18 protein-coding genes are annotated in these 18,023 nt (G+C 49.7%); 13 read left to right on the top strand and 5 right to left on the bottom strand.

Going from position 1 to position 18,023, the window contains the following annotated elements; genetic code table 11:
- Positions 1–119 precede the first annotated feature (119 nt).
- Genes EDF78_RS02035 through EDF78_RS02015 form a run of 5 tightly spaced genes read left to right on the top strand, consistent with a single transcriptional unit; the run spans position 120 to position 4,342 of the window.
- Positions 120–1,079 carry a 3-oxoacyl-[acyl-carrier-protein] synthase III C-terminal domain-containing protein gene (locus EDF78_RS02035; RefSeq protein ID WP_162928657.1) on the top strand — a complete coding sequence of 320 codons (960 nt, stop codon included), beginning with the start codon at positions 120–122 and terminating at the stop codon, positions 1,077–1,079.
- Complete coding sequence (locus EDF78_RS02030) at positions 1,054–1,314, top strand: phosphopantetheine-binding protein (RefSeq protein ID WP_095925399.1); 261 nt, start codon at positions 1,054–1,056, stop codon at positions 1,312–1,314. Before EDF78_RS02035 ends, EDF78_RS02030 begins: the two co-directional genes overlap by 26 nt.
- A complete protein-coding gene (locus tag EDF78_RS02025; protein ID WP_133822393.1) occupies positions 1,307–1,948 on the top strand; it encodes an acyl-CoA dehydrogenase family protein in 642 nt (213 codons plus the stop codon). The genes EDF78_RS02030 and EDF78_RS02025 overlap by 8 nt, the downstream gene beginning before the upstream one ends.
- Positions 1,945–3,297, top strand: a complete 1,353-nt coding sequence (locus EDF78_RS02020; protein WP_095925397.1) for an MATE family efflux transporter — start codon at positions 1,945–1,947, stop codon at positions 3,295–3,297. Before EDF78_RS02025 ends, EDF78_RS02020 begins: the two co-directional genes overlap by 4 nt.
- Complete coding sequence (locus EDF78_RS02015; RefSeq protein WP_133822392.1) at positions 3,287–4,342, top strand: alpha/beta hydrolase; 1,056 nt, start codon at positions 3,287–3,289, stop codon at positions 4,340–4,342. Before EDF78_RS02020 ends, EDF78_RS02015 begins: the two co-directional genes overlap by 11 nt.
- 3 nt (positions 4,343–4,345) lie before the next feature.
- Here the strand turns inward: EDF78_RS02015 and EDF78_RS02010 are convergent, their stop codons facing one another.
- The gene (locus tag EDF78_RS02010; protein WP_095925395.1) at positions 4,346–4,891 is read right to left on the bottom strand and encodes an AraC family transcriptional regulator; all 546 of its coding nucleotides are present in this window, start codon (positions 4,889–4,891) and stop codon (positions 4,346–4,348) included.
- Positions 4,892–5,322: 431 nt separating this feature from the next.
- Between EDF78_RS02010 and EDF78_RS02005 the strand changes: the two genes are divergently transcribed.
- From EDF78_RS02005 to EDF78_RS01980, 6 genes are read left to right on the top strand one after another with little or no spacing between them, the layout of a single operon-like run.
- Complete coding sequence (locus EDF78_RS02005; RefSeq protein WP_133822391.1) at positions 5,323–6,573, top strand: efflux RND transporter periplasmic adaptor subunit; 1,251 nt, start codon at positions 5,323–5,325, stop codon at positions 6,571–6,573.
- A gap of 58 nt (positions 6,574–6,631) precedes the next feature.
- Positions 6,632–7,348, top strand: coding sequence for an ABC transporter ATP-binding protein (locus EDF78_RS02000; RefSeq protein WP_037033254.1), 717 nt, complete (start codon positions 6,632–6,634; stop codon positions 7,346–7,348).
- 1 nt (position 7,349) lies between these two features.
- On the top strand, positions 7,350–9,779 hold the full coding sequence (locus EDF78_RS01995) for an ABC transporter permease (RefSeq protein WP_095925393.1): 2,430 nt from the start codon (positions 7,350–7,352) through the stop codon (positions 9,777–9,779).
- 47 nt (positions 9,780–9,826) lie between these two features.
- Positions 9,827–11,239 (top strand): sigma-54 dependent transcriptional regulator, encoded by a 1,413-nt coding sequence (locus EDF78_RS01990; protein WP_095925392.1) that lies wholly within the window; start codon positions 9,827–9,829, stop codon positions 11,237–11,239.
- Positions 11,232–12,545, top strand: a complete 1,314-nt coding sequence (locus tag EDF78_RS01985) for an ATP-binding protein (RefSeq protein WP_133822390.1) — start codon at positions 11,232–11,234, stop codon at positions 12,543–12,545. The genes EDF78_RS01990 and EDF78_RS01985 overlap by 8 nt, the downstream gene beginning before the upstream one ends.
- Positions 12,502–13,218 (top strand): 4'-phosphopantetheinyl transferase superfamily protein, encoded by a 717-nt coding sequence (locus tag EDF78_RS01980; RefSeq protein WP_133822389.1) that lies wholly within the window; start codon positions 12,502–12,504, stop codon positions 13,216–13,218. The genes EDF78_RS01985 and EDF78_RS01980 overlap by 44 nt, the downstream gene beginning before the upstream one ends.
- Here EDF78_RS01980 and EDF78_RS01975 read toward each other — a convergent pair.
- Genes EDF78_RS01975 through EDF78_RS01960 form a run of 4 tightly spaced genes read right to left on the bottom strand, consistent with a single transcriptional unit; the run spans position 13,198 to position 15,665 of the window.
- Positions 13,198–13,854: a DUF2807 domain-containing protein gene (locus EDF78_RS01975; protein WP_095925389.1), complete on the bottom strand. Its 657-nt coding sequence runs from the start codon at positions 13,852–13,854 to the stop codon at positions 13,198–13,200. The genes EDF78_RS01980 and EDF78_RS01975 overlap by 21 nt on opposite strands.
- 15 nt (positions 13,855–13,869) lie before the next feature.
- Positions 13,870–14,271 carry an LLM class flavin-dependent oxidoreductase gene (locus tag EDF78_RS01970; RefSeq protein WP_242675622.1) on the bottom strand — a complete coding sequence of 134 codons (402 nt, stop codon included), beginning with the start codon at positions 14,269–14,271 and terminating at the stop codon, positions 13,870–13,872.
- The gene (locus EDF78_RS01965; protein ID WP_243839407.1) at positions 14,237–15,382 is read right to left on the bottom strand and encodes a diaminopimelate decarboxylase; all 1,146 of its coding nucleotides are present in this window, start codon (positions 15,380–15,382) and stop codon (positions 14,237–14,239) included. Before EDF78_RS01965 ends, EDF78_RS01970 begins: the two co-directional genes overlap by 35 nt.
- Positions 15,363–15,665, bottom strand: coding sequence for a hypothetical protein (locus EDF78_RS01960; protein WP_095925371.1), 303 nt, complete (start codon positions 15,663–15,665; stop codon positions 15,363–15,365). Before EDF78_RS01960 ends, EDF78_RS01965 begins: the two co-directional genes overlap by 20 nt.
- 281 nt (positions 15,666–15,946) lie before the next feature.
- Between EDF78_RS01960 and EDF78_RS01955 the strand changes: the two genes are divergently transcribed.
- Together EDF78_RS01955 and EDF78_RS01950 are read left to right on the top strand one after the other, a co-directional pair.
- Positions 15,947–16,282 carry a multidrug efflux SMR transporter gene (locus EDF78_RS01955; protein ID WP_095925370.1) on the top strand — a complete coding sequence of 112 codons (336 nt, stop codon included), beginning with the start codon at positions 15,947–15,949 and terminating at the stop codon, positions 16,280–16,282.
- A 423-nt stretch (positions 16,283–16,705) separates the two neighbouring features.
- Complete coding sequence (locus EDF78_RS01950) at positions 16,706–17,917, top strand: MFS transporter (RefSeq protein WP_133822388.1); 1,212 nt, start codon at positions 16,706–16,708, stop codon at positions 17,915–17,917.
- Positions 17,918–18,023 lie beyond the last annotated feature (106 nt).

Below are 18,023 nucleotides of genomic sequence, written 5' to 3'. Positions count from 1 at the left end.
TTGGGATTCAAAAATGGGAATTCATGCCCTTTAAGCAATTGCAGGCAAAAAAAACGTTTTTTTTCTGGGATTATGGACTGCGTTTATAATAACTCTAAAATAATTCCCTGTGAGAAAATATGTTGCCACTTAATGAATTATGCTGGTTGCCTGGTCGTATTTCTTTAAGGCCATTAAGTACGCTTGAATCATCTCATAATTTAAAAACAGGCGCACGAAAGGTACTTGAACGTTATTACTCTCTGAGCACAGTAGGAATGTTTTCGGGTAACCATACACAGATGTTACAGGAAACCCTATCAACGCTGATGGCGGGCAATCTAAATATCGCTAAAGGCCAGGGGTATTTGGTCTATGCAAAAACACAAACCCATAATACTTTCTTTGATGCCCGCTGGCTTGATGAGATAGCGACCGGTTGCGGAATAGGACACTGGGAACAATTAACCGTGAGTCTGAATCATTGTGCCTCCGCTTTGTCGGCGATTCATTTGTTGAAGAGCAGGGTAATAAAAAGTCAGCTGCCAATGATCCTCATTACCGGTGAAAAGGCTTTCCACAGTGATATTAATAAGCTTGATAATAGTGTTATGGCGGAAATTCCTGCTGCCATGCTGCTCAATGCGGGACATTCACAGTGGCAAATCAACAACACTGCCGTGCGGCATCTGCCTTCATTTTATAATAATCACAGAGAGTTTCCGGCTGCCCGACGGCGGGAGCTTTTCTCATCACTGGAACAAGATTATTATGACTTTTATCTTTACGTCCTGAAAAAGTTTAACCTTACCATTGACCATATAGATGCCATTGTTCCGGGTAATATAGATATGCCAATGCTCAGGCGTATTGCCGGTAAATTGAACTTTAAGGGTGAGCTTTTTACTGAGCATATATCAGGTTATGGGCATGCTTATTGTTCTGATATTTTATTTAACGTGTCGTCGTTATTAAAGCGTTTCGAAGGAAAAAGAATACTCTGTGTTGCTATGGGGATGGGGATAACGATGTCCTGTATCCTGATTGAAAAAAACGAAAATAATGAGGTAAATCATGTCACAACTTCTGTTAGCCGTTAATGATGCTTTAAACGATGTCATGTCTGCAAAAATCAACATAACGTCGGAAACTGATTTCAATGAAGATCTGGACCTCGATTCAGTATTATTTGTTCAGTTCTTATTAACCCTGGAAGAAAAAATCCCCGGCCTCATGTTTGAACCTGATCAAATCAATCAGGATGCATTCACCACGGTCGGAAAACTTATTCAATGGATTGAGCAGCACCTGCAACTGGAGAGCTCTGATGTCTGAAGAAGAGTTTACCCGACTTTACTTTCTGTTCAGGGACTATGAGCCGTCAGAAGCTTTCCGGCAGATGCGCCGGAAATGGGCCGACACGGCAAGCGGCGTGTTTTGCGGCGGGTATCAGTTGCTGGCTGCGGAAGGTGAAACCTGCGCGGAACAGCATGCTGAATCTGATCGTATTCTGGCGTCACTGGGCATGTCTTTGCAGCACACAGGCACAGAAAACATCACCGACGATCCGATCCCGCTTATGGCATCTTTTGCGGCACGCCTGGGGCTACTGAGCCAGATCCTGGCCGTGAGCTGGAAGCATTTATCCGGGAGGAAAAGCTTTGGCGTAAAAACGACCCGACATCAGTTGGTGAAGGCGGATTTCGCCGATCTGAGCAGTCAAACAGAGGTGTTATTGCTCCAGTGGCAGATGCGTTTTGCGATGCAGGACTTTGCTGATCCGGAGACGGATCACTGGCAGCTCACGATGCTGACCAACCGGGCAGAAAAGCTGATGGGCGGACATGGCTATTTATCCGGCTCGACGCACAGCCTTTCTTACCTTTCGATGATGATTTACAGCCTGTATGGGAAAACCGCAGCCGTTGCCATGGCTGCTTTGCCGGAACGTCGGGAGCTCAGAGTATGAATACTTCACCTGAAATGACGTTGCCACAACGTCATAGCCTGAGCAAAGATATCGCCGACCTGCTGAAGTTAGCCTGGCCGATGATCATCGTGGCCATTGCCGTCTCATTTTCGCAAAACATTCAGACCGCGATTCTGGGGCACGGTAAAGAAACCAGTTCAATTTATGTGCTGTCAATGCTCCAGCCTTTCAGCTTTCTATTTCTTGCGATTCTGGAATGTCTGGCTATCACTAATCAGGTTTTCAGTGCCCGTTCACTGAATCTGTGGTCGCGTCAAAAGGTCCTGGCGGCGACTTCACTGCTGGCGACGCTGGGTATCCTGATTGTGGCACTGCTAAGTGGCGTGACGGCGCTTTGTGCGCCTCTGTTGCAGACCCTGCTGCCTGTCGCCGGGAATGCATTTTATTCCTCAGCATTACCGCTCTATTTCCTGTCCATGCTGCCCTTTATTCAGCTTGAGATGTGTAACAGCGCGCTCCGCGGGCAGGGGAAGAGCGCGTTAAGCATGCTGTTAGTCATCGCGTATATCGTGCTGAATGCGCTGATCTGCTACATCGGCTATCAGGTTTACGGATTAGGTTTTAATTCGATTATTGTCTCAAACGCGCTGGCTTCGTCTCTGCTTATCCCTGTCGCGCTTTGGCTGGTATGGCGTACAGGCTGCAATGCGCAAGATGACCGGCCAGGGGCATTTATTCCGCGTCTCAGCGGACTTCTGTTTCAGGTTGGCGTGCCCATTTTTGCCTCGCTGGTGGTGCTGTTTTTCAGTTCCCTGCTGATATTCCCGTTAATTGGCACGCTGGGTGAGCAATATGTTGCCGGTTTTTTGATTGTGACCAAGATCCGAATGTTTATCGTCATCCCCGCTGTGGCTTGTGGATCCGCGCTGGCGATATTAATTAACCAGCGGCTGGCGATCAGTAGCGGTGAAGAATTAAAACGGTTGCTGCACCGGGGGTTGGCCTTTATTTGTATTATTTATCTTCTGCTGACATCGGGTGTTTATTTCACCGAGGCCAGCCTGATAAAAATTCTGTCCGGTGACAAAGTGATTCAGGACGTCAGCAGCCAGATTATACTGATTCTGTTACCGACGTTTTTCCTGACTTCTTTCGTCGCCTCGCTTCAGGCATTACTGGAACAATTAGAACAGGCCCGACGGGTACTGGTATTAACCGTAATCATTGAATTACTGACTGTTATCACTTTACTGGTGGGCTGGGATAAATTTTCGCAACTGCACACTATCATGAATCTGATTATTGTCTTTAATGTGGTGTACTTTATTGCGTTCGGCAGGGAGTACTGGCGACTGGCCAATAAAATAGGGAGTGAAAATGTTTTATAGCTTCTTTTATCCCGTCCTTTTATTTCTATCGCTGGTGCACCAAAATTACCTGCGGATTTTGGTCATTATGCGATTCCGTCCGACGTTACTGATGAAAGCGAAAATAAGACCCGCAACACATTATACGAGGGCATGCAAACTCATCAGTTTAGTCGATTTATATTCCCTGCATGTCATGTCTTCCTATCTTTCAGCATTATACGCATTACGTCTTTTCGAAAAGACCCGGCCTTTACCCTATAAGCAGGGGGAAATCATGCTGCTCAGCCGCTGCGTGCAGCAGGAGATTTTTTGGCGTAAATCTTTTGTTAAGGTCTTCATTTATCCTCAGGCGGATCCGCAGGCCGAAAAAGTCTTGCTCCTTCACGGGTGGGATGGCCGGAGTATTATGTTACGGCAGATGGCGCAGCGGTTGCAGGAAAAAGGCTATGCTGTTTTTGCGCCTGACCTTCCCGCACATGGTATTTCTCCCGGAAAAAAAGTGTCTTTCTATGATTTGTCTCGGGCCGTCATGGAAATGGAAAACCACTATGGCCATTTTTCGGTGATTATTGGTCATTCGACCGGCGGCTTAATTGGCTGCATGGCCGCCCTGCAAGGGCTGCTTTTTAAACGGATGATTTTAATCGGCAGTCCGTGCAGCTACGGAAAAATGATGGACAGATATGTCAGCAATAATAAATTGCCAAAGCGTATTGCCGGATCAATGAAAAAACTTTACAAGCACCGCTATGGTGTTCATCCTGATGTTATTGGACCGGAGCTTATCGGGTCAATAACACAACCGGTCATGATATTACATGATAAAAACGATCTCAGTATTGAATTGGATGAAGCGGTAATACTGAGCCATTCTTTGAAAAAAAGTGAATTAATCGTTACAGAAGGAAAGGGCCACAACGGCGCATTACGTGACCCAGCTGTATTTAATTATATTTCAGATTTCCTGAGAGATACCTTGCATGAAGACTTTTCATCTTTCCGTGAGCCTAAACTGATATTGCGTGCAGTGAATAATAAAAAGTGGCATAAGAAATCTTTTTGATAATTATAAGCAATGCAGGTTACTGATTAACATGCTTCTTGAAAAGTTGTTTCTTTGAACCCCGAAAATGAAATCATAATCTGACGACTCTTTTTTAATTTCCGGACGCATTGTCCTGATGACATTCTGCTTAAATTTGAGCGGAGACTCGCTATAAGTCTTACTGAAACTTCGGGAAAAATGCGGCAATGACGAAAATCCGCAAGCATAACTGATATCCGTTAATGACCATTCAGGGGCTAAATGGATAAATTCTCTGGCCAGCGCCAGCCTGACTTTCCACATCCACTTTATGGGAGTGACATCATAGAAATGTTTGAATATGCGGCAAATATCAAAACGGGTTTTACCACATATTTTTTCCAGATCTTCCAGTGTGATCTCGTCAGAAATGTTCTCCAGCATATAATTAATAATCTTAACAATGCATAAGGCTTTTTCTGTATGAGCGTGTTTCCCATAGACAGTCAAATGACGATTATCCAGATCCTCGGTTATTTTTTGTGTAAAAAGCGTTTTTTCAGCGTTCGATAGTTTGCGTTCCCACATACACACCCCTTCTGCGTAATTAATGAGTGATGAACATTTTTTTGAAAAGTGGAATACCGTACCCGTAAGGATTAAAGCAATTACTATGCCATGTTTTTATTTGTTTCAACTTGTTGTTTAAAATGGATATTATTATTCATCCCTGTTATGGGAACCGTAAAATCCCATTTTCGACACGCGTTAATAAATTGAACTGATCTAATATCCCACTATTGGGAATACCTGATATGAGTGGGACGACACAGGGAAAAACAGACAATCAGGCCACGCCGTCCCATTTTTCGTTCCATTAATGAGATAGAAAATAATGATGGGAAAAGGTCTTTTTTGTGGTTTCCTGAAAAAACAATAAAAATCAGCATGTTAATGAGATTTAAAAGATTGGCACGATTTGTGCTCATCAGTAAGGAGTTATCAGAGAAGGTATTATTATGGACATTTCAATCCCGCAACCCGGGAATAAATTCATACTGAAGCGATACCGCAAATTTTTGGTTGCGGGAGCACTTTTTTTAGCCACGCTGGCGGCAATCTATAATTACCGGTTTTCGCCTTATCAGATTTCCCGCGGGAGTATCGCCGTCGGACAGGTGCAATATGGAAATTTCTCGGTAGAAGTGAGGGGCAACGGAGTACTGTTACCGCGTGATATCAATTGGGTTGCCGCCAATGTTGATGCCCGTGTGGAAGAGGTTATCTACAAACCCGGAATGAAGGTGAGTAAGGGGCAGTTATTGGTGAGAATGAGTAACCCTACGCTGGAACAGAAATTACAGGAAAACCTGCTCGAGCTGGATGCCCGCCGCGCTGAAACTGATGCGACGAATGCAGAATTACAAAATAAAATTCTGAGTCAGGAAGCGCTGGTTCTGGATGCAAAAAGCCGGCTACTCAGCTCTACAATGCGGCTTGCTGCGCAAAAGAAATATATAGCGGCAGTGCCGATGCTGGAATACGAAACAACCCGTATTAATACTGAACAATATCGTCAGCAGGTTGTGCTTGAGGAAAAACGATTAAAAACGCTCAAGCTGAGTATTGATGCTGATATCAAAGCCAGTGCGATGCGTCTTAACAAACTGGAATCGCTGGTGCTGCTGAGCCAGCAGGAAGTCGATTCGCTGAATGTGACCTCACCCATCGAGGGAATTTTGCAGGATGTGAAAGTCCAGGTCGGGCAGCGGGTCACCACCGGAACCAGTATTGCCCGTCTGGCGAAAGAGAAGGAACTTTATGCTGAACTCAAAGTGCCAGAATTACAGTCCCGCGATCTTGCCGTCGGGCAACAGGTGACCATTAACACCGGGCGCAGCCAGTTTGCCGGCGTGTTATCACGTGTTGACCCTGCGGTGACCAATGGCACCGTTAAAGTGGATGTGACATTTACTCAGCCGCTGCCGCAAGAAGCCCGTCCTGATCTGAGCGTGGATGGTTTAATCGCAGTGACAAAAATTAATGATTCCCTGTACGTTGAGCGCCCACCGTTCGCACAGAATAATTTACCTTCGATGCTTTACCGGCTCGATGACAAGGAACGTTCAGCCACTAAAATGAAGGTCAACTTTGGGCAAGGATCTGCGGATTATATTCAGGTGACCAGCGGGTTGCGTGCGGGAGATAAAATTATTCTCAGTGACGGCAGCGCCTGGCAAGGGGCAGATCAGATTGAGATTACTAAATGATGCCGGCTCACCTGCAAAAGACGCCTGCAAACTGTATAAAGCGATGGAGATAAAAATAATGGAATCACTGGTAGAACTCACTGATGTGAATAAAATATTTTTGACGGATGAAATTGAGACACACGCCCTGAGCAAGATCACGCTGAGCATTTCCAAAGGGGAATATGTGGCGATTTCCGGGCCGTCAGGCTGTGGAAAATCAACGCTGTTGTCGATTCTGGGGCTGCTGGATGTGGCCTCTACCGGTACTTATCAGCTGGCCGGGCATAATGTAGAGAATATTTCTAAAAAGCAGCGTGCTCTGGTAAGAAATCGCGATATCGGCTTCATCTTCCAGTCATTTAATCTCATCAGCGATTTAACCATTGAGGAAAATGTCTCCCTGCCACTCACTTACCGCAAGGATATCTCTAAGACTGAACGACAGCAGAGGGTGGCGGAGGCTTTAGACAAGGTCAATATGTCCCACCGTGGACGGCATTATCCTTCACAGCTTTCCGGCGGACAGCAGCAGCGTGTGGCCGTCGCGCGGGCTATCGTGGGCAATCCTTCCATTATTCTGGCGGATGAACCGACGGGTAACCTGGACTCCCACAATGCCGAGGCGGTGCTGAATATACTCGATAAGCTGCATCAGGAAGGGGCCACTATCTGCATCGTAACCCATGACCCGCGTTCAGCCGAACGGGCGCAACGCAGCATTGTGCTCTCTGACGGACAGGTCGTCGGAGACGGACATGTGGCACGGGAACTGACCCTGATAAAGGAAGCATAAAATGCTTTTTGATATCCGATATGCCTTACGCCTGCTACTCAAAAGTCCGTCATTTACCTTCATCACGGTGCTGATCATGTCCTGTGGTCTGGCACTGACGCTTTATATGTTTTCAGTGATTAATACCATCATGTTTACGCCACTTCCTTACCCGGACGGGAAAAACATGGTGTTAGTTAACCCGACAGTTAATGGCGTCAGTCTGAGTGATTCCGGGGTCAACTTCCTGGACTACAAGGACATCAAGGCGCGCAACACCACGCTCAATGATGTTGGTTATTTTTATGCGGAACGTGCCGATATCAGTGACGGTACGAAAGCGGTTTCCTATATGGCTATCCGTAATACGCCGGAGATGTTTTCTTATGCTGGCGTCCAGCCCTATCGTGGCAGGGTGCTGAACAGTGAAGATGTCCAGCCTGGCGCGACGCCTGTTGCTGTCATCAGCTATGGTATGTGGCAAAACTACTTTGCTGCCGATGAACAGCTTATTGGCCGGGATGTACTGGTTAATGGCATACATACACGCATTGTGGGGATCATGCCCGCCAATTTTGCCTTTCCCTTCTTTCATGATCTCTGGCTGCCTTCTAAGCTGGATCCCTCACAGTATCTGGTGCGCAAAGGCGCGCCGGAAGTGTCGGTTTATGCCCGCCTGAAACCCGGTGTTCCGCTCGCTGACGCTGACCGCGATCTCGCTCAGGTGATGCAGTCGCTGGCCTCTGAGTATCCTGAAAGCAATAAAGGGCTATCGGCTCAGGTACTGACATTCCAGGAAAATTTCATGGGTGAAGAGACCATGCCGATATTCATCGTCATGCTTTTTGCCGTCGCTTTTGTTCTTGTGCTGGCGTGTTGCAATGTCGGCAACTTGTTACTGGCCAGAACCACAGAGCGTTCAAAAGAAATCGCTATCCGTGTCGCCCTGGGGTCACCTTCCGGTCGTCTGGTCATGCAAATGATGTGGGAAAGCTTATTTATCTGCACCTTCTCGGGCGTCATCGCCGTTCTGCTTGCGGCGTGGGGACTGGAGATCACCAATACATTACTCCCGACTTTCGTGCCGAACAAAATTCCGTTCTGGTGGCACTTGTCACTGGATAACGTCATGATCCTCAATGCCTTAGTGCTGGTCATCATGACCGCTGTCGTCACCAGTGCGTTGCCTGCCTGGAAAATCACCCACGGCAATTTCAACGATGTGCTGCGGGACGGAACGCGTGGCGCACAAAGCCGCGGAGCGGGCAAGGTTTCCCGTATTCTGGTGACGTTTGAAGTCGGATTATCCTGTTCCATTTTGTGTATCAGTGCGTTGCTGGCGCTGCTGGTCTACCAGGCAACCCGGGCCGATTACGGGGTGGTGACGCAGGGCTATCTAACCGGTCAGATTAATCTCAATGCCAACCAGTATCCTGATGATGCGAGCCGGATCCTGTTCTACCAGCGACTGCAGTCGTCCCTCAGCGGGATACCTGGCGTTGAAAAAACGGCCATCACTACCAGTGCCGTCGGACAATTTACCGTTCCCCGTCAGGTGGATATCGATTCGTCGGGTAACAACAGCAAAGACCGCTGGTCTTATCCTCTCGTCAATGATGTACAAGTGATGCCGGGAAGCCTGGTGGGAATGGGCATCACGCCGGTAGCCGGAAGGGAGTTTGCCAGCAGTGACACGCAGGACTCGCAACCCGTTGTGGTGGTCAGCCAGTCGTTTGCGGAGCAGTTCTGGCCCGGTGAGCGGGATGTGATCGGTAAGCGTCTGCGTTTTCGTGATTCGGATGATCAGCGCTGGTTCACGGTTATCGGTGTGGTGCCTAACGTTATTCATGGCCGGCCTTTCAGCGCGTTTCGTCAGCGGGTCACGGTTTATCGCTCGCTGACGCAAATACCGGCGGCTTCATTAACGCTGGTGCTCGGCGCTCAGAATCCTGATACGTTAGGCCCTGCGCTGATCAATGCGGTACGTCAGATTGACAGCACGCTGTCGGTCAATCAGGTGCAAACGCTAAATCAGCGTCTGGCCAGAAATACCGCCGGGCTGCATTTCATCGCTAACCTCTTTATGCTGTTTGGCGTGGTCGCGGTAATACTGGCCGCTACCGGTATTTATGCGGTGATGCGCAATGTGATAAATCAACGTATTCAGGAGATCGGTGTGCGTATGGCCATGGGGGCCACGGAAGGGGTTCTGTTGCGGATGCTGATGCTGCAGGGCAGTAAGCAATTAGGCATTGGCCTGATTATCGGGCTGCCTCTGGCCTTCTTTGTCGCACCCAAGCTGACGCGTATATTGGGCAACGGGCATACATCCTTTGCACTGCTCTTCTGGGGCGTAGCCATTATGATCTCTTTGATTGTGGCGTTAGCGGTGTGGTTGCCTTCCCGACGCGCCATTCGTATGTCGCCTGCGGATGCCATTCGCTACGAATAATTTGACGCCGCGCCTGACGGGTGCGGCGGCACAAGCCGGATGCTTTAATGAACGAAAAAAAACGTATTCTTGTTATTGATGATGATGCAGGCATTCTGACCAGCCTTGACATGCTGCTCCGTCTGGAAGGGTATGACGTGACGCTGGAAACGCAGGCTGACCGTTTATTGTCACATTTGTCCGCAAAGCCCTTTGATCTGGTGTTGATGGACATGAACTTTCAGAAAGACACCACCTCGGGTCTGGAAGGTTTGCAACTGCTGGATGAGTTAAAGAAATTTGATGACTGCCTGCCTGCCGTGGCAATGACCGGTTGGGGAAGCGTTGACATCATCGTCAGCGCCATGCGGGCCGGCGCGGCGGATTTTATCCAGAAACCCTGGGATAACGAACGCCTGTTAAGCATTGTTCAGCAACAGATCGCATTGAGTCAGGCAAGACGTTCCGGGAATTGCCTCAGAGAAGAAAATAAGCTGCTGAAAATGGCGCTTGAAGATGACATGGGCAATGAATGGGTTGTCCGTTCTCAGGCCATGAAACAGTTGATCAACGTGGTTGAAACGGTGGCGGCTACGGATACCAGCATCCTGATCCTGGGTGAAAATGGCACCGGCAAAAGCCTGCTCGCCCGCTATATACATCAGTTATCCTCCCGCCGTGATCACAGCATTGTTGAAGTCAACATGGGGTGCATCAATGAGCAGTTGTTTGAAAGTGAAATGTTCGGACATGTGAAAGGCGCGTTTACCGATGCGCGGGAAAACCGCATTGGCCGCTTTGAACTGGCCGATAAAGGCACATTATTCCTCGATGAAATTGGCAATTTGCCGTTGTCCCAGCAGGTAAAATTACTGCGCGTCCTGGAAGAACGGCAGTTCGAACGCGTGGGTTCATCGCGCACACAAAGCACCCAATGCCGGATCATTGCGGCCACCAATACGGATCTTGAAAAAGCCGTGGTGGAAGGGAGATTCCGGCAGGATTTGCTTTACCGGCTGAATGTCATACAAATTCCGTTACCGCCGCTACGTGAACGGCAGGAAGATATTGAGCCGCTGGCCGAACGTTTCATGCAACGCTTTGCCCGCAAGTACAATAAACCTAAACCGATATTATCGGCGATGGCGCGGCAAGGACTGCATGAATATTCATGGCCGGGCAATATCCGCGAACTGAGTCATCTGCTTGAGCGAGGTGTATTGCTTTGCCGTAATAATACGATCGACCTGGCGGATCTTTGCCTGCCACTGCCGGTGAAGGAGCAAAATACGGGTCATGCGTTACAGCATAAGCCGGTGACGCAACTCGAGACGGGCACGCTGGCAGAAGTGGAAGAAACGGTGCTTTTACAACGCCTGCGTCACTATGACGGAAATGCAGTGAAAGCGGCAGAATCGTTAGGGCTGAGTCGCAGCGCTTTTTACCGACGACTGGATAAATTAAAAATCTGTCATGAGTAAACTTTTTCGATCCTTTGAGACGCGTCATTTAATCCTGTGCAGTTTGTCCCCGCTCGGGGGCGTTGTTGCCTATCTGCTGCTGTGGTGTTTCCCGCAGCAGTCTTTCTACCTGAAATGTCTCACGCTCTTTATCCTGTGCGTCACGTTAGTGTATTTTTCCTATCACTTTTTCCAGCAGCTTCTCTATAAAATCAATGTGATTTCTAACCTGTTAGAAGCCGTTGAGCAGGAAGATTTTAGCCTTCGCGGTGTGACCAGCGGGGAAGGGGTGTTTGAAGGCGTCATTGAACAGATCAATGCGATTTCTGGTCAGTTATCACGCCACCGCCAGCAGCAAAGAGAAATGGATTTTCTGCTGCAAAAAGTGATTTCCAATATCACTGTGGCCATTTTCGCGATTGACGGCAATAACCGGCTGGTCTGGTGTAACAATGCGGCCTCGCGGATGCTGGGTACCTCGCTGGAAAAGCTGATCGGCGAGAAATCCAGCCACTGGCAACTTGATACGCTGTTGCAAAATGCCAACCGGGAACAACCGGTGGAGTCTCATCATGAAGGGCGTCCGGGGCGTTATAAAGTGTCCAGTGATACCTACATGGTTGACGGGATCCAGAACGTGTTGCTGTTTGTCAGTGACGTTGATGACATGCTGCGTCAGGAAGAACAAAAAGCCTGGCAAAATCTGCTGCGCGTGATCAGCCATGAAATAAACAATTCACTGAGCCCGATTGCCTCTATCAGCCAGATGCTCCAGCAGCACTATCGCCGCCATACAGAAAACCTGCCGGAGGGCTTTGCGGAAGGTATCGATCTTATCAACCGCCGGGCTAAAGAGCTTATCGCGTTTGTCAGCAGTTACCGCCAGCTAAGCAAGCTCGCGCCGCCCGTTAAAGCACCGCTTGATGTCGCCGCCCTGATTGCGGAACTGCCGCTGTTGTTCGCGCACCGTAAAATTACCCTGAAAGGCCCCGCGCCGCTGATAGTGGATGTCGACCGGGTGCAAATCCACCAGTTGCTCATCAACCTGATTAAAAATGCCGATGAGGCAATGAGCGATACCACGGCGCCGGTTTGCATTGAATGGTCAGAGGAAAAAGGGCGGCTGTTTGTGACTATTCTTGACCAGGGGGTCGGGCTGACCAACCCCAAAAACCTGTTTGTTCCTTTCTATACCACCAAACCCAACGGCAGTGGCATCGGACTGATTTTGTGCCGGCAAATCGCTGAAAGTCATGGCGGGTATCTGTCTCTGGAGAATCGCCATGATCGCACCGGTTGCCGTGTTACCCTCAATTTACCACGGTGATCCCCTCCCTGAACTGAAGACAGGCGAAGGATTTTGCCTGATCCGTCACTTTGCGCCTTCGCTGTCGGGAAAACTGCTGCGACAGCAGGCGCATTGCTGGCTGCGTCAGATACTGACGAGCTGCTTACCGGTGACCGATACGCAGTTAATTATCGCAAGAACCCCTGAGGGTAAACCCTGGCTGCCTGATTTTCCTCAGTGGCACTTTAACTTATCCCACAGCGGAACATCGGCGGCGATAGTGCTGTGTCGCGGGGCCGAGGTCGGGGTCGATCTGGAAAAAGTCAGCGGCAAAGTGGAGGTGAAAAAAGCCATCGCCCGCCGGTTTTTCCACCCAGATGAACAGCGCTGGCTGGCAGAAGATGAGGCCAATTACCTGCTGCGGTTTACCCGGTTGTGGAGTGTGAAGGAAGCCTGGCTCAAAGCGCGGGGAACCGGACTTACGCAGTCGCTGGCCGGTTTTTGTGCCATCCCTCAACACTGCGGCATTGCGCAGGTGTCCGGTGCGCATCAGGCACAAACCGGCCTGTTACATCACCAGCTGATTGAAAACGACGGCGTATATTGCCTGGCGTATGGTGCCTGTTCTGCGCAAAAAGACCTGCCGGTCAGATGGCAGGTCTTTGTTTATCTGGCAGACGTTAAGCCGTCATTACGCGCAGCCGGAATTTGAAATCTCGCTGGCAAACGAGCTGGCAGCGCCGGTATCCACCTGCGCAGAGGCGCTGACGGAAACGCGTGCGCCTGCCGCCAGCGTGCCCTGAATTTTGGGAATATGACACAGCGAAGATTCCGCGCCCATGCTCATGCGCACGTTAGCCGATTCCGCCGTAAAATCCTGCGGCTTCTTGTTAAAACTCCCGCCCATGGCCAGATCCAGATTCAGCTCAGCCGTTTTGCCTTCAGCCCGGATGTCCGTGCCCATGCTGCCGGAAACGGCCAGTGTTTTAGGATCCACCGCACAGGCCGGCACCGCTATTTTAACACCGGCTTTTCCGGCCAGGCTGTTCAGCGGGCCGCTGGTGTACAGGGTGATATCCAGCGTATGCGAGATAAAACGATCATTTTCGGCGGCGTCATTGACCAACAATAACGCGTGACTGTTATTGGTGACTTTCAATTTATTCAACGAGTCTTGCGAACCGGAAACCACCATAGACGGTGTCGCGGCACACTTAATGGTGAGATTAATGCCCTGTCTGGCTTCTACTGCGCTAAAAGCTTCCAGGGGAAATGTTTTGTCTGCGGCGAAGGCAGAATTGCTGGTGACACAGACGAACAGGGTAAGCGCCAGGAGGGTCTTTTTCATCATAATTCCTTGATTTCATAATAATGTAGCAAGTGTACGAAGCGTTTGTTCCACACTTGATTGAGGCATTCCAAAATCCATCAGGCACGCAACTTCATCGATGCCTTCCTGCCTGAGCCGGGCAAGCTGATCCGCGCATTCTTGTGCCGAACCAAATAAACCGCAGTGGTTGAGATATTTCTCCACTCCCCATTTCAGTGTGTAGGCTTGCTTCTTCTCATTTTGCTCCGCATCGGTGGCCGGTGATTGACTGAGATTGTCGGAAAGCGCCATAAACGCCCGCAGATATCCGGTGAGTGCCGGTCTGAGGCGTGGCAGCAGTCTCTTTCTTTCTTCTCCGGCCTGCGTGTGCAACATCAGCGTGACGGTGCCTTGTGCGGGATCAAAACCCGCCTGACGGCGTGCGAGACGATACACCGCGCAGTTCTCCATCAGTTTTTTCACCTAATAAATCGGTGGGTGTACACAGCGGGCCGGTCACCTGATACCGATGTTGTGTACCGGCAGGGGTTTCACCCAGACGGGCCATCGGGAAATTACGCCGGATCAGCGAGTTGATGCCTGCCGCACTGCCGTGACAGTTGGCTCCGCCATCACATACCGCGAACCATTCATCACGTGAGGGTTTGAGATAATTAACGCGGGTGACAAAAATGCCTGCGCGGGCAATCAGGTATCTGCCCAGTTCGACGATGATCTTACAGCGCGGAAATTTGTCATGATAATTGTGGATAACCGGAGCCAGTGCCTCACCCAGCGCAACAATATCCAGCGGCTTTTCTTTATCGAAATACCTGACGCCGAAACCGCCGCCGACATCGACAAAATCAAAATCAATCTTGTAGATATCCTGCAAAGATTCAGCCAGTGACAGAATATTCAGCGTATTTTTGGCCAGCGCCTGCCAGTCGAGGATCCGTGTACCGAGATAAATGTGGATCCCTGCAAGTCGTACATTGCTTTGCTGCCCGACACAGGCAAATGCCTGCGGCAAAAGTTGTTCATCTATGCCAAATTGCCGCGGTTTGCCACTCATCACCAGTTTGGCTTTTTCGCCAGTAAAGTCAGGATTGATACGCAGGGCGATGGTTTGTATGACGCCCATGCTGGCAGCGATATCATTAAGAAGCTTTATTTCTTCAATGGATTCGATGACGACAGCTTTAATACCAATGCGACAACATTGGGTTAATTCAGCAATATGTTTACCGGGACCAACAAAAATAATATCCCCCGCGGGGATCCCCTGACGTATTACTGTTTCCAGTTCCGCCAGGGAACACACTTCACAACCCGTTCCTTCCCGGCTTAACAACTGAACGATTGTTTTATTGGGATTGGCTTTGAGCGAATAGAAATAATGAATCTCATCAGGAAGTGATTTTTTTAAAGCTGCAAAGTCTGCCTTTATTTGCGAGGCACTGTAGGCATAAAACGGCGTCGGAACCTTGTCAGCCAGACGCTGATAAGGAATATCGTCGATATTTTCTGCGCTAATAAACTGGCTATCAGGAGGAAAAGCTGACATCGCTAAACCTCCGGAATAACAGGGATTCAATCTGATGAATATTGCGGAAGTTTTCGAAAAGATCGCCATCGAGGATATCGAAAAAGCTCTCAGAAGCATTGCTTCTGGCTTCCAGCCATTCGCCCATCTCTGCGATAAAACCCACCAGATGGATCGAATCCAGCAGCCCTTCAGGCCCGTAGATTTCAGCGCCTTCTGCAATAGCTGCCAGCTTCCTATTGTCAACACCCACTTTTTCTAATGAGGAGAGTATAAAATCTTTCGTCGCCGATGAAATAGTCATTAGTTTCGCCACGTTAAAAACTTCGTGCCGACATCTTATCCGGCCTACTCAGAAAGATTTGCTTGAAATTGCGTCCGCAATAAAAGAAGAAATTAAGGGACGGGATAAGTTCACCTGTGTCATGACGGCTCACTGACATAATAATTGGGGGGATTCGAGGAATTCGTATTCGGTTATTTTATGAAGACAGTAAAATCAACCATGATTGCCGTCAGGACTATTTAATGTAAGACTCTGCGGGGTAAAGCTTTATTTTTCAAATCTCATATTCAGAAGGTCATATGTTCAAAATATATCTCATCCTTGCCGTTTCTATCTGCGCCGAAACGCTGGCGACCACGATGATGAAAGCCTCCAACGGATTTACCCGCCTGATCCCGAGCATTATTGTCGTCGTGGGGTATTCAGTCTCGTTTTATGGCCTTTCTCAGGTCGTCAAAGTGATGAATATCGGTATCGCCTATGCTATCTGGGCGGGGATGGGGATTTTCCTGGTCTCTGCCATGTCATTCTTTTTCTACAAACAACGGCTGGATACGCCCGCGCTGATCGGCATGGCGTGTATCGCCATCGGCATCATCATTATTCAGCTCTGTTCCAAATCGGTAACACATTAACATTTCCTGATATTACTCCCCGCAAAATGATCGCTGCCGGCCTGACGGCCGGTTTCTTCACTGCGTAGCAACTTAGTTACAACATACCTAAATGTGGAAGGATTTTCTGATCGGCGTTATCTGTATGTGCCTTTTTCGTTTGCGGCGCCGGATGCCTCTGTAGCCCGCATCGCAGGCGGGGACTGGCTTATTCGTCCGACAGATAAGAAATACCCTAACAGTCATTATGAAAATGCCTTGACCCTGTGATAGTGATCACGTTTATTACGTTCTAATAACAAAACAACATACCCGAAATAATTCGAATTGCAGGAAGGCGGCAAGCGAGTGAATCCCGATGAGCTTACTAAAGTAAGTGATTCGGGTGAGCAAGTGCAGCCAACGCATCTGCAATTTGAAGAATGAAGGGGATAAGGATAATAAATGACTGAGTGCACATCAGCTGACACCCGGCCAGACACGTCTGCTTTCCGCCGCTGGCTGGCGGTCTTTTCACTCGCTTGCGGCACGTTCGTGCTGGTTAATACTGAATTTCTGCCGATCGGCTTGCTTTCGCCGATCGCGCAGTCTCTGGGCGTAACCGAAGGTCACGCCGGGCTGGCGGTCATGCTGCCCGGCATCATTGCGGCGATTTCCGCCCCCCTGATTATGCTGTTCGCCAAAAAAATGGATCGCCGTACCTTGCTGTTGCTGCTTTCAGCCACGGTGATCCTGGCAAACGGGATTGCGGTGATGGCGGAGTCGTTCAACATTTTGCTGATCGGACGCATTATTCTCGGCGTCGGGGTCGGCGGCTTCTGGTCGTTTGCCATTCCGTCAGGGCGGCGGCTGGTGGCGGAAGAGCAGGGCGCACGCGCCATTTCGCTGATCACCGCAGGCGTGGCCGTCGGCACCGTCGCGGGGGTGCCGGCAGGCGCCTTTATCGGCGATCTGTTCGGCTGGCGGATGGCGTTTACGCTTAACGCCATGCTGGCGCTGGTGTTCTTCATCCTGCAATGGCTGGCGCTGCCTTCGTTACCGGCGCAGCAATCCATCGGCCTGCGTGCCATGCTGGGCGTCACGAAAGTGGCAGGGATCCGCTATGCGCTGATCATCGGCGTCTTTATGGCGGGCGGCCATTTCGCGGCCTACACCTACCTCGAGCCGTGGCTGCGGTTCAACCTGCAACTCTCTGCCAGCAATATTTCTCTGCTGCTGATGGGGTACGGCGTCGCCGGGCTGATCGGCACACTCACCACTGAAATTACCGTGCGGGAATTCGGTGTGAAGCGGGCCTTTATGCTCAACATGCTGCTGCTCAGTCTCTCGGTTCTGGTGCTGTCGCTGTTTAACGTGCCGTTGCCTCTGGCCAGTGCGCTGGTGATTTTGTGGGGACTCGCGTTTGGCGCACTGCCGGTGTGTCTGAATATCTGGACGTATCAGGCGTCGCCTGCCTTATTTGAAACCGGTTCGGCGCTGCTGGTGTGTGTGTTTCAGACGTCACTGGCGCTGGGCGCGCTGTTTGGCGGGATCCTTGCGGACAGCGCCGGTGTCAGCAGCGCCTTTTTGCTGGGAGGAGTACTGACCCTGCTGGCGGGCATCACGATTTTCCTGTCGCGCCCGCAACCGGTCACCCTGCACGGGGCGAAAGAATGATCTGACGGACGATCAGGAAATCTTTCCACATATCAATATTTGTCCTTCTGAAGCCCGCGCATTGCGGGCTTTGTTGGATATCAAACTCTCTCTTTCGCATAGTGCC

The sequence above is a fragment of the Rahnella sp. BIGb0236 genome, from assembly GCF_004364755.1.
Taxonomy (GTDB): domain Bacteria; phylum Pseudomonadota; class Gammaproteobacteria; order Enterobacterales; family Enterobacteriaceae; genus Rahnella; species Rahnella victoriana.
This window is presented reverse-complemented; position numbering and strand designations above follow the sequence as displayed.

Coding starts and splice junctions, on each gene's coding strand:
- EDF78_RS02010 (WP_095925395.1), bottom strand. CDS start 4,891: ATGTGGGAACGCAAACTATCGAACGCTGAAAAAACGCTTTTTACACAA.
- EDF78_RS01995 (WP_095925393.1), top strand. CDS start 7,350: ATGCTTTTTGATATCCGATATGCCTTACGCCTGCTACTCAAAAGTCCG.
- EDF78_RS02025 (WP_133822393.1), top strand. CDS start 1,307: ATGTCTGAAGAAGAGTTTACCCGACTTTACTTTCTGTTCAGGGACTAT.
- EDF78_RS01975 (WP_095925389.1), bottom strand. CDS start 13,854: ATGAAAAAGACCCTCCTGGCGCTTACCCTGTTCGTCTGTGTCACCAGC.
- EDF78_RS02015 (WP_133822392.1), top strand. CDS start 3,287: ATGTTTTATAGCTTCTTTTATCCCGTCCTTTTATTTCTATCGCTGGTG.
- EDF78_RS01960 (WP_095925371.1), bottom strand. CDS start 15,665: ATGACTATTTCATCGGCGACGAAAGATTTTATACTCTCCTCATTAGAA.
- EDF78_RS01985 (WP_133822390.1), top strand. CDS start 11,232: ATGAGTAAACTTTTTCGATCCTTTGAGACGCGTCATTTAATCCTGTGC.
- EDF78_RS01950 (WP_133822388.1), top strand. CDS start 16,706: ATGACTGAGTGCACATCAGCTGACACCCGGCCAGACACGTCTGCTTTC.
- EDF78_RS02000 (WP_037033254.1), top strand. CDS start 6,632: ATGGAATCACTGGTAGAACTCACTGATGTGAATAAAATATTTTTGACG.
- EDF78_RS02030 (WP_095925399.1), top strand. CDS start 1,054: ATGTCACAACTTCTGTTAGCCGTTAATGATGCTTTAAACGATGTCATG.
- EDF78_RS01955 (WP_095925370.1), top strand. CDS start 15,947: ATGTTCAAAATATATCTCATCCTTGCCGTTTCTATCTGCGCCGAAACG.
- EDF78_RS01990 (WP_095925392.1), top strand. CDS start 9,827: ATGAACGAAAAAAAACGTATTCTTGTTATTGATGATGATGCAGGCATT.
- EDF78_RS01980 (WP_133822389.1), top strand. CDS start 12,502: ATGATCGCACCGGTTGCCGTGTTACCCTCAATTTACCACGGTGATCCC.
- EDF78_RS02005 (WP_133822391.1), top strand. CDS start 5,323: ATGGACATTTCAATCCCGCAACCCGGGAATAAATTCATACTGAAGCGA.
- EDF78_RS02035 (WP_162928657.1), top strand. CDS start 120: ATGTTGCCACTTAATGAATTATGCTGGTTGCCTGGTCGTATTTCTTTA.
- EDF78_RS02020 (WP_095925397.1), top strand. CDS start 1,945: ATGAATACTTCACCTGAAATGACGTTGCCACAACGTCATAGCCTGAGC.
- EDF78_RS01965 (WP_243839407.1), bottom strand. CDS start 15,382: ATGTCAGCTTTTCCTCCTGATAGCCAGTTTATTAGCGCAGAAAATATC.